The following is a 12,515-nucleotide window of genomic DNA, read 5'->3' as shown; positions in this document are numbered from 1 at the left end:
ATCTAAAAAGATCAATGAAGCTGGGCTGGGCTAATTCGATCAGGTTTTTGTTTTAGAACATCTGGTTTGCTTCGATAATATATTCGTCAATTTTTTTTCGTATTTCCCGCCCGCCAAAGCCTTTACGGCGCATGGCTGCAATAAATCCGCGCGCCCAATCATCGGCCGTCCAATTAACATGCATCTGAGATTCACCCGGCTTCGAATAGTTTTCGATGTCCTGCCGTAACCCAATGAGAATTTCTTGGCCGTTGGCTCTTACCGAATAGTTCCTGTTTTGCGCTGCATTTACCAGAGATACCAAAGACCGCACATAATTCACTTTATTACTTTCATTGACAACTACTACGCCAGCGTAATGGGTTAAACCCTTTACGATAATACTCCTAATAGAATCCTTCATAGTGGCAAACTCCACTATTAATCCGTCTTTCTTCTTTCTAACCGAGTATTCCCCGGATTTGCTGCAATACGTTCGGACAAAGCCTAATAAGCCGGCATCGATCTCTTTAAATTCGAGGGTTTCCCCTGGTTTTAGTTCATCAATGGATTTCCGAACGGCGGCGCGGCTGATCCGGTTAGCAAAACTCATGGGCAACAATATCGGTTCATTTTTCTCAATCACGTAAAATCCGGGCCTTTCACCACTGAGGAGCAAAATCGGCTGGATGAGGTGCCCGTCTTGTTTCTTGGCTCCAAACTGCTCCATATGTCTGGCAGAATAATCCGAAATGATGGATTGCATGATGTCGGGTTTGTACCGACTGGCATCTATTTCGGTTTGGCCCATACCTAAACATTTAAGTAATTCGAAATACTCCTTTTTCATAGCATTGAATGTGAATTAGTCTATAAATATACTAATTACTTACGTATTATATTGATAGAGTATACCAGAATAATGTACAAATATTAGTAATATACTTATCCCCTAATTCCATAAATACTTATAATATTTGTATGATTAAAGTTGACTAATCCCTCGTTAAAATATCATATCAATAGTATACTTATCATCTATTTACGGTAGATAATAGAATATTATAAGAGTTAATATTCAGCACCTTGGATCCAAGCGACAAAGGCAGCTCTTTTTCGTCTTTTACTACTTTCTATCCGGTCTCACGCCTGAATTTTGGTACTATCCTCCTAGATGACTATCTTCCAGAAGTTATACAACTAGTAAGCATTAAAGAGCAGGCATACAAATTAGGCTACCTGATGATTTTGACCAAACAGCAGATAAAAGAAATTGCCGAACAACTAGACAGTGGTTTCCGATGTTTTTGGAATATGAAAAATAGCGACTTGCTATTTGTTCCGGATACTGTAAAGTATCCGGAAATAGATACGGAACCTTGGGCAAAGGAAATAGAACTGCTGGATAAGCATAAGGGTGATTATACCGAAATTGAACCACAAGAATCAAGTGATTCCTTTAAAATCATGGCTGATTTTGTTAATACCTTGCCGGAGTCGAATTACCTGAAAAACCGACTCACAAAAGCCTTAAATAAGAAAAGACCATTTCGAGAATTTAAATCGGAAATGGATAATTCAGGAGAATATAGACAAATGTGGTTTGACTTTAAAAATCAAGAAATACAAAAATGGGTTCAAGAAAAAATTCACAGGGCTTATGAGCTGTTAACCAAAGAAAGCGGAGCCTAACTTTACCGTGGATGCCAGGCTATATTTTAGTTACTAATTAGGAGTCGTTCATATAGGTCTTCTCCCGCCATAGAAGACTCTGTTTTTATCTCCCAACTACCATGCGGAGCCATTGGAGCACCGGTTTAAACCTGTATGCATATTTAAGGAAAATAGCTCCTTTTTGAAGCGTAAACCTATAATGACAGAAAAGAAAAACATACTTCCAGAATCCTTTTTATTCCACGAAATTAGTAACCTTATTGAACAAAGCCATTTACAGGTCATTTCCCAGGTAAATAGCACCATGACCTTGCTTTTCTGGCAGGTAGGCAAACGGATCAATGAATTTATCCTGGAACATAAACGGGCAGAATATGGTCAGCAAATTGTCGTGACGTTGTCCCGACAATTGAAGGAGCGCTATGGCCGGAGCTTTGAAGAAAAGAATTTGCGGAGAATGCTACAATTCGCGACCGTGTTTTCAGAACATGAGCAGGTGCTTACCTTGTCCCGCCAATTAAGCTGGTCGCACTTTCTGGTCTTGTTGCCATTGAAAACAAAAGAACAACGACTCTTTTACGCCCAGCGAACCATCAAAGAGCAAATCAGTGTCCGGGAGCTTAGGAAACAAATTGAGCAAAAAGCCTATGAACGCACGGTCATTGCGGATGCGCAATTACCCAACCAAGAACATCATCTCGCTGGTAGTTTCAAGGATCCTTATCTGTTGGACTTCCTGAACCTGCCGGTTGGCTATCTGGAGAATGATCTGGAAACCGCGATCTTGCAAGAACTGGAAACCTTTATTTTAGAGGTGGGAAAAGGTTTTTCCTTTATTGAACGGCAAAAACGCATGATCATTGACGGAGAAGATTATTACTTAGATCTGCTGTTCTACCACCGTAAATTGAAACGACTAGTAGCCATTGAATTGAAAATTGGTAAGTTCCAGGCAAAACACAAAGGTCAGATGGAATTATACTTGAAATGGCTGAATAAACACGAAAGAGAGGAAGGGGAAGAAACTCCGGTAGGACTCATCCTTTGCGCCGAAACGAGCCGGGAACAGGTAGAACTGCTGGAAATGCATAAAGATGGTATTATGGTAGCCGAATACTTAACGGAATTGCCACCGCGAAAAGAATTAGAAAAGCGCTTACAGCAAGCTTATTTGGAAGCAAAGGAAGTAATAGAAAATAGAAAGCTACTGGAATAGTACATAAACACTAAAAAGCGAGGAAGAAAACGAATGCCCAATTCCCCTCCCTCCTATTTTTCCAATAACTTGGATTCAATACCCTATGTGTAGTGATAATAAGACATACCTTTGTTTTAGGTTCAAAAATTGTAAGGCGGTACCCAAATGTTCTTTTCCCTTTTGTGGAATGGATAAAAATTTTTATAAATGGGCAAGAACAAGTATTGTAAGGCTAAATAACAGAAAGTATGCAAGGAAATAAGGTTATTGTTTAACAAGGATTTCCGAACCCTATACCTTATATCTATCCCCTTCAACCTGTTTACCAGAAACTATTCCGTAGGCTTTAGAAGCCTCTATCAAGATGCCAGAGTTAAGAGAGGCTACATTATGTCGAAAGATAACATTATAGCTGAATAATTAAATCTTTCATGTCCTGTATGGGGTTTCCATAATGGCGCTGGCTGGTTCGCCCGGCACCAGTCGGCGAAGTGTTTATATAATGGTTAATAGTCGAACAATCTAGGTTATCGAGTGCTTGGCCCTCGCAATGGGCTTTAAACAGGAAAATAAATTCATTGATGGTTCCCAGCGCTTTCCGGTCATTATTGGTTCGCCTCAGCTGCAATTGACCCAACTGCGCTGTTATGACTCGATATTGTCCTTCTGTTATAACTTTATCATAGGTCAGCTGTCGCAGCAGCTGATCTAGAAATAACTCCGGAAAATGGCATAAATCTTTTTTCAGAATATCCACCAGAAACACGGCATAGTAAGAGATATTATTAACCAATATGATGCATTTTCTGCGGTGAACCGTAAATACATGTCCGTTCCAATCTCCTAACACAGAGGGCTGAGTAAAGCTGGCAGTATCCTCGTTAAGGCTTGGAAACAAAGCTTGGAGTTTAGCCGAAAGATAGATCTGGGTCATAGGCTTTCGTTTTTACCGGGGGTAAACTGCCCTGCTCGGTCCCAGAGGGTGGATGTAAATTAAGGATAATTTCATTATTGTTTGTTGAGATTAAGAACAAGTATGAGTAGTAAATTTATTACATTACATGTTAAGTGTGAAAGAAATAGTTTAGTCCAGAAAGAAATGGGAACAATAATCTCCTGTTTTACATAAAAGTGGTTATAGGAAAATTATTAAACATCCATCGGCAGTATATGAAACCGGTAATGATGTCTTTATTTTTTTAGCCGAATCAAGTTTACTTACCAAGATAAGTTAATCCTTTTTATAAAATATACATTTATTCTCCACCTAATATTTAGTCTTAAACAATCAAATCCAGCTGAATTATATCTAAGTAGGGACTTAGCCATAAAGTACTCAGAAACGTTACCATGTAGTCACATTGGTGGTCCCTCTTAAAATAAAAGGATTCTACGTAATAGTTGTGGAGATAATAAAGAGCGATATTATAATTATGAGTGGATCGTTTAGCTAAAAAGGTAGCATTCGCGTGCAAATATTCTACCTTCTGGGAATGAGATAGAATATCAAAGATATGCCGGTTATGCATGGTTTTATTTTAATAAATGGGATTTTATATAAGTTATCGAGCCAAAAATTTATAAACCAAGTAAGTTCTCCAAACAAGCTTTAATCTTCTCCGGATCATTAATGCAGGTGGATTCCTGATCTTTGTATTTTAGAATAATACGTGACGTATTAACCTGATCCTGTTTCACCAGTACCCCATAGGTTCTTAAGGGTTCGTAGTTGTTGAAAGTACAGGCATGTACCACTAAGTTTCTTAAAGCAACTTTCGATGATTCTTCACTCATAAATGATAGGGTAAATAGGGCGTAAACAATATCATAAGTTGCCTTGGAATTAAGCTAAAACTTAAATTTATAATACCGCTGATGCAATTGGCTCATACTAAATTAAACATTACTGCTACATTCTGCTATTGGTTCACTTACTTTCTAAATTTTTGTAGTACGAGCTAAACTAATACAGAACTCTTCACGCGTTCTCAATACGAATTTTTAAAACGATGACCGGTTCACCTGATAGATTTTGATAAATTTATAACAAAGATATGCTCTATTAACTACAGTAATGCCTTTAACACTAGGAGGACTTTCCTGGTCCGCGTTTTTACCGTGCCTAAAGGGATATGAAGTCGCTTCGCAATTTCCGATTGGGGTTAGCTTGCAAATTGAGCCCTATAGAATTTAATCAATTACCCAACGCAAGGTTGTAATTTCGGCTCGATTGTTTTTAATGTTATTTTGTGTCTCCAACAGTCTGCTCATTTCTTCCTGATTAATTTCATTTTGATTTTCAATTAAACTAATAACAGCTAGAGAACGGTTATTTTCTTCTTCTAAAGCTAGGATTTTAGCTAAGACTTCTTGTTCTGTTTTCATGAAAAAATAGATTGTTTTTAAATGCAGTATTATTTACAGAAATTTTTTAATGACTAGCTTACGTAGTGGATTAATGACTGGAAAAAATTTGAAAAAGAAACCCCTAACTAGTCCGCCTAGTTAAGGGTTTGCTTTACAATTAAATCTATTTACTGTACTACACTTTTACTTACTCCTTTGTACTCGGCTTCATCTGTTGGTGCATGTTCTCGGCTACTACACTGTCGGGTAGCAGCTTACTCGCCGCGACGGTAAGTTTGTTTTTCAGACCCGAAATTATTTCTAACTTACCGGCCATTAACGCTTCATAGCCATCCTTGGCTACTTCGGCCGGATCAGCCTTGCTGCCTTCTTGGACCATCTTGGCTTGCTGCATCTCAGCCTTATTAAAGAAGTCCGTATCGGTGGCCCCGGGCAATAGCTTGGTAATGGTTACGCCCGTATCTTTTGTTTCATTCTGGATAGCTTCGGTAAAAGAAGAAACAAAGGCTTTCGTGCCATGATAAACGGCTTGTAAGGGGCCGGGTACTTCCCCCGCAATGGAAGAAACCAGCAGGATTTTACCTTCTTTACGGGCTACCATCTCTTTTAAGAAGCATTTGGTTAAGATGAGATAAGCGCCAATGTTCAAGTCCACAATCTCCAGTTCCCGGTTAATATCCGTATCCACAAACTCCCCGTATTGCCCCTGTCCGGCATCATTGACCAGGACATCCACCTGAATACCTTGCGCTTTTACCGTTTCGTATACCTGAAAAGGTCCTTGTCGCTGGGCTAAGTCCTGCGCAATAGTAATCACGTCGATACCGTATTGTTGTTTAAACTCGGCCGATTTAGCGTCTAGCTCCTCTCGATGGCGAGCTACCAGCACCAGATTATATTGATCTTGGGCAAATAACTTAGCCAGCTCATAGCCGATACCTTGCGTAGCCCCGGTGATAAGCGCATATTTTTGATTAGTTGACATAATAAATTCGAGTTTTAAAACTTTTCTAGTTGATTAATAATTCGGCTATTTACTTAAGCCAGTACAAATTCCCAGTAGTAGGCACGATTCCTTACTGCAAAGCTTTTTTAAGTTCGTCGGTAGCTAGTTTCTGGGCTTCTTTGGCCTGCGGCACCACCGTGGCCATGCCGAAGAATTCGTGGGTTACCCCTTCGTACACCTTTGCAGTTACCGCGATTCCGGCTGCTTTTAACTTGGCCGCGTAAGCTTGTCCTTCACTGAGCAGCGGATCAATCTCGGCGTTAATCACCGTGGCGGCGGGTAAACCGGTTACGGTCGCTACATCCACCAGGGAGATGTAAGGACTATCCCCATCGGCTGGCGTATTGAAATAATGGGTAAAGAACCATTGCATTAAAGGTTTGCTCAACGGCTTAGCATTAGCGTACTGGTTGTAAGAAGTCGTATTGGTATTATTATCGGCGATGGGGTAAACTAACAACTGGTGCACAGGCAGCTGGACGTTATTGTCCCGGGCCATCAGGCAAACAGTCGATGCTAAATTACCGCCGGCACTTTCGCCCGCTACGGCAATCTTGGTCGGATTAATGCCGAGCGTAGCGGCATTTTGGATCGTCCACAAATAAGCGGCGTAAGAATCTTGATGAGCCGTGGGAAACTTGAACTCTGGTCCTTTGCGGTACTCCACTGAAACAACCACGGCATTGGTTTGTTCGGCTAAAGCCCGGGCGGAGGCATCGTAGGTGTTAATGGTAGCAATCACCCAACCCCCCCGTGGTAGTACACAATACCCGGTAAAGCACTAGTAGCGTTCTTGGGTTTGTAACTCCGTACGTGAATGCTGCCGCCGGTAACGGGTACGGAGTAACCCATGGTATCCACCAGGGAAGGCGGCATGGCAATGTTATTGTTTTTCATGACGGCCATTACCGCGTCGGTGGCGGTCGGAGCTAAACGGGCTTGTTGCGGCGTAAGGGTATTCAGGGGTACGCCTTTAGATAAACTATCCAGGGCTTCGATCACGGCCTGCATTTCGGGTTTAATGGTCGGTCCCCACTCGGGTTTGGGTTTAGAAGGATCAATGCCGGTATTAGATTCATCATCGTCCTGGCAAGCTGATAGAGATAATACCAGGCCAAAAATGGTGAAAATAGAAAGTAGTCGTAATCCTTTATCTATAAAAGGGATATTGGTCTTCTTGGGTTGGGTGTTGGGGTTAGTGTTCATTTATGGGTTGTAAGAATAAAAAATATTAGGTAAATGGTTAAGGTTTAAGCACTACTTTGACGCAGTTGTCTTCTTTTTTCTTAAAGATATCGTAGCCATGCGGTGCTTCGGATAGAGGCAAAGTATGCGTGATAATGTCGTTGAGGGTTACTTGGCCGGTTTGCACCAGGTTCATCAAATGGTCAATGTATATTTGCACCGGGGCTTGGGTGCCCATTAACGTTATGCCTTTATCGAACCAACGACCCAGCGGGAAGTTATCGTACGGAGCGCCGTAAACACCTACTACGCTCACTACTCCGGCCCGGCGAACAGCCCGCATGCATGTTTCCAGTACTTTAGTAGTTCCTTTTTCAAAATTAATCACGGCTTTGGCTTTTTCCAGCAAACTGCGGTCGGCTTCCATGCCCACGGCATCAATACACACATCAGCGCCTCTACCTTCGGTCATGCCGCGGATAATTTCTACCACCTGGTCTTCACTTTCCCACAGAATAGTTTCAGAGTTAGCCGCTTTTTTGGCCATCTCTAAGCGGTACTGCTGCACATCGATGTTCACCACGCGACCTGCTCCCATAATCCAGGCCGATTTAGCCGCCATAATCCCGACTGGTCCGGCCCCGAAGATAGCTACCGTTTCCCCGCCTTTTATGCGACCCCAATCCGCGGCGGCCCAGCCCGTCGGGAAAATATCCGTTAGAAATAAGACTTGTTCGTCCGTGAGTTCGTCCGGTACAATCCGGGGACCAAAATCAGCGTAGGGTACTCGCACGTATTCGGCTTGCCCGCCTTGAATGCCGCCGTATAAATCGGTGTAGCCAAACAAAGCGGCACCTTTCTCGGTCATTAAGCCACCATCCGGGCCGTAATTTTTATTTGAGTTCTCGCACTGCGTGGGCCATTTGTGAGTACAAAAAAAGCAACTGCCGCAGGCAATCGGAAAAGGAACAACTACCCGGTCCCCCTTTTTTAAATTTCCTACTCCCGATCCTACTTCTTCGACAATTCCCATAAACTCATGGCCCAGCACCATGTTATTCATTTGGGGAACAAAGCCGTCCAGGATATGCAAATCGGAACCGCAAATAGCCGTAGAGGTCACCCGGATAATGGCATCGCGGCTATCTTCAATACTAGGATCGTCTACGGTGTCGACCCGAACATCGTTAATTTTGTGAAATACAAGCGCTTTCATTGTTTTTGTTGAGAGTTGAAGGTTGGAAAAAGGACAATAAGCTCTTTTACCAGTTTCCAAATGACGAGGTTACTAGACGGAAAAATAAATGCTATTTATACGGAATATTAGATGTATAAGTGACTAATATGTAAGTATAAATACTGAATTTTGTTTTTTAGTTTCTTAGAATCATTTTGGGCTAAATCCTAGTTTTTATTTTATGCGTACGGTTGTTAACCCTTCCCCTTGAAAGTTTGTTGGTATCCCGAGGTAAAGATTTCTTTATCCTGCAAGTCGCAAATACCTCCAATTTTCGAATGAAAGAGGGGAGCGGATAATTTTACTGTTTAATAAATCTAACGTATGAAAATTTGGCTTAAATCTCTTCTCTTACTTACTGGTTTTACCGCCTTAATGCTTAGTTGTAGCGACGATGATAGTTTCTGGGAGGCGATGATTCCCGAGACGGATGATACGCCTACCTTATCTCGCTTTTAGCAAGGTTCCTTACAAGAACCCTTATAGACTACACCTATTATAAAACTATGAAAACGATCATTTTTGTGCACGGCATGTTTCAGAACCCTAAAAGCTGGGGTAATTGGATGAACTACTTTACTCAGCGAGGCTATAACTGCCTGGCGCCGGCCTGGCCCTTACACGCAGGTGAACCCGCGGAGTTGCGGCAGAATCCACCGGCCGGATTGGGTGATTTAGAATTAAATGAGGTGGTGGAAGCCGTAGAATGCGTAGTGTTGGAACAAGAAGCCAAGCCCATTGTTATTGGCCATTCCGTAGGCGGTTTAATCGTGCAATTACTGGCCAACCGGGAGCTGATTGCAGCCGGGGTGCCCATCGACTCCGTAGCCCCGAACGCGATGGTAGATCTGGACTGGAGCTTTGTCAAAAACAGCGCTACCATCGCCAATCCCTTAAAAGGCAATGCGCCTATTTACATGGACGCCGAGACCTTTCACGCTTCATTTGCCAATACCTTGAATGAAGCCGCGGCAACTGCGGCGTTCGAGCAGTACGCGACGCACGATAGCCGCAACGTGTTCCGGGATTGTATGGGCGAGGCGGGCCGGGTAGATCTGGACTTGCCGCACGTGCCCTTGCTGTTTATCGCTGGCGAGAAAGATCAGATCGTCCCCCCGCACTTAAACGAGAAAAACGTCCGAGGCTATACCGATCCGAATAGTGTAACGGCATTGCAGGAATTTGCCAACCGGAGTCATTTTATCTGCGGTGAGCCGGGCTGGGAAGAAGTAGCCGAGTACGTCTATAACTGGTTAGAGGCCCAGGACCTTTCTTAAATCAGTTCTCCTGACAGTATAAGTGGGATTTAAATCTTACCGGATTGTACAACCTTATTAATTAAGCAAGAGAGCGTTTATCTTTTTCCTACTAAAGCAATCGTCCCTATGTCTATCACTCAACCTGCTTCTTACGTCCGCTTCGACAGCGGGGTGGAAGAAACCCAACCCGATGAACAGCAATTAACGGAAGAAACAGTGGCTTCGATGAACCGGTTGAACCGCTATATGTTCGACAAGCACCGCCACGCCATCCGGGATGCACATGCTAAAAGCCACGGCGTACTCCGGGGGGAGCTTCACATCTACCCTAATTTACCCAGCCATCTGGCACAAGGATTATTCCAGCAAGCCCGCACGTACCCCGTGATAATTCGTTTGTCTTCCGCCCCGGGCGCGCTGGGTTCGGATAAACAATCAACTTTCAAGGGATTTGCCATAAAGGTAATCGGCGTGGAAGGGCGCAAGTTTCTGCCGGATAAAGCAGACGAGGTCACCCAAGATTTCTTGTTGGTGAGTGATCCCGTGATCCCTACGGGCGACATCAAAAGCTACCATGACATGCAGCTCAAACTAGAGAAACTCGCCCATACGCCGGAAGCTTTCCAGGAGGCATTATCGGCTGTGTCGCGGGTTGCCAATAAAGCATTGCAAGCCGTGGGCGTGGATCCGCAAATCAACCCGATTGGACCAGGGCATCCGCATTATCACATACTGGGGGAAACCTTCCACTCTATGGGAGCCTTCCGGTACGGGGACTACGTGGCTAAGATTAGTGCGGCGCCCCTATCGGGCAATGTGCAAGCTTTAGCTAAGCAAGAATTGAAAGTAGAAGATGCGGAAACCTGGCGAGACGTGGTCGTGGATTTTTTCCGCCAGCAAGGGGCCGAGTACGAGTTACGGGCCCAGCTTTGTACCGATCTGCATACCATGCCCGTGGAAGATGCCTCCGTAGAATGGCCCAAAGCACTAAGCCCGTATCAACCCATCGGGAGGATCGTGATTCCGGCGCAAGAGGCCTATAGTCCGGCGCGGCGAGTGTTTGCCGACGATGTGCTTTCGTTTAATCCGTTTCATTGTTTACCGGAACACCAGCCTTTAGGTTCCATCAACCGGGCCAGACGTTTGGCCTACGAAACTTCTAGCCGGTACCGGCACGAGATGAATGCCCAAATCCGCTTAGAACCCCGCGACATCAATCAACTACCGGATTAGTTCAAAAGAAACTTACCGCTACTCCCAGTAGTAGCGGTAAGTTTCTTTGAATCTTGGTAGCTATGGCGGCACTATGGAAATAACTCCGGCAAGCTAATTACTTTCCTCTTTTAAAGATTGCATATCAATAACAAACCGGTAATGCACGTCTTTCTGCTGCATGCGTTTGAACGCTTGATTTATTTCCTGGATAGGAATAATTTCTACTTCGGGTAAAATCTGGTGTTCGGCACAAAAGTCTAATACTTCCTGGGTTTCTTGAATACTCCCAATTAATGAACCGGCTACCGTCCGGCGGTGCATGGCTACTTCCATATTGTTCGTGGGTTTTTTATAAGGCGCTAGTACCCCCACGGCTACAATGGCGCCGTCTCTTTTCAAAAGACTTATATAATCGTTGATGTCATAGGCATCCGGAATGGTATTCAAAATAAAATCAAAAGCGCTTTCATGCTCCTTCATCGCTTCGGTATCTTCTGAAAATAACACCTGGTGCGCGCCTAATTTTTCGGCATCCGCTTGTTTTTCCTTGGAGGTGGTAATTACGGTTACTTCTGTGCCCATGGCTTTGGCTAGCTGCACGCCCATGTGGCCTAAACCACCTAAACCAACTACAGCTACTTTATCCCCGGCTTTTACCTGCCAGTGTCTTAGCGGGGAGTACGTTGTCACTCCGGCGCAAAGAATGGGGGCAGCCGCCTTAATGTCCAAGGCTGCCGGTATCCTTAATACAAAGGATTCTTTGACCACAATTTTGTCGGAGTAACCGCCAAAGGTGTTAAAACCGCTGCCATCGGGTTTCATGTACCCATTGTAAGTGGCCGTCCAACTTACCGGACCTTCGCAGTACTGCTGCTCTCCTTCGGCGCAGGAAGGGCAAACCCCGCAGGAATCAATCATGCAACCCACCCCAACGGTATCGCCGACTTTAAACTTGGTGACCGCCGCACCAACTTGGGCTACTTTGCCGATGATCTCGTGGCCGGGTACGCAAGGATAGATGGTATTGCCCCAGTCATTTTTCACCTGGTGTAAATCCGAATGACAAACCCCGGTATATAAAATATCTATTAAAACCTCATCGGCTTGGGGTGCTTTTCGCTCGAAGTTTAGGGGTTTTAGTTCACTAAAAAAGGAGCCCGTAGCTCCGTATCCTTTGGCTGGTAATGGGTTCATAGCTTGTTTTTTACTTGACAGACTTGCTTTTCTACTCGTCAGATTAAGTCTAGGTTGTGGTTGAATGAAAAATAAATCAAGTCCGTAATGGTAGCATGAATAGTCTGTCTTGTTCCAAAATACATGGACCAAACGTCTGGAAAACAGCCATTGTTAGGAGATTATATTGAGCTATTTTACATATTCGTACTTATAAGACTT

Annotated in this window: 14 protein-coding genes; 4 read left to right on the top strand and 10 right to left on the bottom strand. The window is 43.7% G+C overall.

The features are described 5' to 3' along the window. Window positions 1-52 precede the first annotated feature (52 nt). Window positions 53-829 carry a hypothetical protein gene (locus HUW51_RS00380; protein ID WP_185269802.1) on the bottom strand — a complete coding sequence of 259 codons (777 nt, stop codon included), beginning with the start codon at window positions 827-829 and terminating at the stop codon, window positions 53-55. 236 nt (window positions 830-1,065) lie between these two features. Here HUW51_RS00380 and HUW51_RS00375 point away from each other — a divergent pair, with 236 nt between their 5' ends. Beyond that, window positions 1,066-1,671 carry a UPF0158 family protein gene (locus HUW51_RS00375; protein WP_185269801.1) on the top strand — a complete coding sequence of 202 codons (606 nt, stop codon included), beginning with the start codon at window positions 1,066-1,068 and terminating at the stop codon, window positions 1,669-1,671. A gap of 181 nt (window positions 1,672-1,852) precedes the next feature. After that, window positions 1,853-2,869 (top strand): PDDEXK nuclease domain-containing protein, encoded by a 1,017-nt coding sequence (locus HUW51_RS00370; protein WP_185269800.1) that lies wholly within the window; start codon window positions 1,853-1,855, stop codon window positions 2,867-2,869. A 388-nt stretch (window positions 2,870-3,257) separates the two neighbouring features. On the opposite strand, the gene HUW51_RS00365 is transcribed toward HUW51_RS00370, so the two are convergent. From HUW51_RS00365 to HUW51_RS00335, 8 genes are all read right to left on the bottom strand, one after another. Beyond that, window positions 3,258-3,785 (bottom strand): DUF6933 domain-containing protein, encoded by a 528-nt coding sequence (locus tag HUW51_RS00365; RefSeq protein ID WP_185269799.1) that lies wholly within the window; start codon window positions 3,783-3,785, stop codon window positions 3,258-3,260. A 644-nt stretch (window positions 3,786-4,429) separates the two neighbouring features. Then, entirely contained in the window at window positions 4,430-4,645 is a 216-nt protein-coding gene (locus HUW51_RS00360; protein WP_185269798.1) for a hypothetical protein, read from the bottom strand. Window positions 4,646-4,917: 272 nt separating this feature from the next. Continuing rightward, entirely contained in the window at window positions 4,918-4,983 is a 66-nt protein-coding gene (locus tag HUW51_RS00355) for a hypothetical protein (protein ID WP_394353931.1), read from the bottom strand. A gap of 58 nt (window positions 4,984-5,041) precedes the next feature. Continuing rightward, on the bottom strand, window positions 5,042-5,236 hold the full coding sequence (locus tag HUW51_RS00350; protein WP_185269797.1) for a hypothetical protein: 195 nt from the start codon (window positions 5,234-5,236) through the stop codon (window positions 5,042-5,044). Between the two features lie 169 nt (window positions 5,237-5,405). Next, entirely contained in the window at window positions 5,406-6,203 is a 798-nt protein-coding gene (locus HUW51_RS00345) for an SDR family NAD(P)-dependent oxidoreductase (protein WP_185269796.1), read from the bottom strand. A gap of 91 nt (window positions 6,204-6,294) precedes the next feature. Beyond that, window positions 6,295-6,966, bottom strand: coding sequence for an alpha/beta hydrolase (locus tag HUW51_RS24455; RefSeq protein WP_228466550.1), 672 nt, complete (start codon window positions 6,964-6,966; stop codon window positions 6,295-6,297). Next, a complete protein-coding gene (locus tag HUW51_RS24450) occupies window positions 6,963-7,430 on the bottom strand; it encodes an alpha/beta hydrolase family protein (protein WP_228466548.1) in 468 nt (155 codons plus the stop codon). The genes HUW51_RS24455 and HUW51_RS24450 overlap by 4 nt, the downstream gene beginning before the upstream one ends. A gap of 37 nt (window positions 7,431-7,467) precedes the next feature. Further along, window positions 7,468-8,625: a zinc-dependent alcohol dehydrogenase gene (locus HUW51_RS00335; protein ID WP_185269795.1), complete on the bottom strand. Its 1,158-nt coding sequence runs from the start codon at window positions 8,623-8,625 to the stop codon at window positions 7,468-7,470. Between the two features lie 527 nt (window positions 8,626-9,152). On the opposite strand from HUW51_RS00335, the gene HUW51_RS00330 reads away from it, so the two are divergent. Continuing rightward, a complete protein-coding gene (locus HUW51_RS00330) occupies window positions 9,153-9,923 on the top strand; it encodes an alpha/beta hydrolase (RefSeq protein WP_185269918.1) in 771 nt (256 codons plus the stop codon). Between the two features lie 108 nt (window positions 9,924-10,031). Further along, window positions 10,032-11,138, top strand: a complete 1,107-nt coding sequence (locus tag HUW51_RS00325; protein ID WP_185269917.1) for a catalase family protein — start codon at window positions 10,032-10,034, stop codon at window positions 11,136-11,138. A 93-nt stretch (window positions 11,139-11,231) separates the two neighbouring features. Here the strand turns inward: HUW51_RS00325 and HUW51_RS00320 are convergent, their stop codons facing one another. Further along, window positions 11,232-12,314 (bottom strand): NAD(P)-dependent alcohol dehydrogenase, encoded by a 1,083-nt coding sequence (locus HUW51_RS00320; RefSeq protein ID WP_185269916.1) that lies wholly within the window; start codon window positions 12,312-12,314, stop codon window positions 11,232-11,234. Window positions 12,315-12,515: the final 201 nt, after the last annotated feature.

The sequence above is a fragment of the Adhaeribacter swui genome (assembly GCF_014217805.1).
Taxonomy (GTDB): Bacteria; Bacteroidota; Bacteroidia; order Cytophagales; family Hymenobacteraceae; genus Adhaeribacter; species Adhaeribacter swui.
The sequence above is the reverse complement of the archived record's forward strand: the minus strand, read 5'-3'. Positions and strand labels throughout refer to the sequence as shown.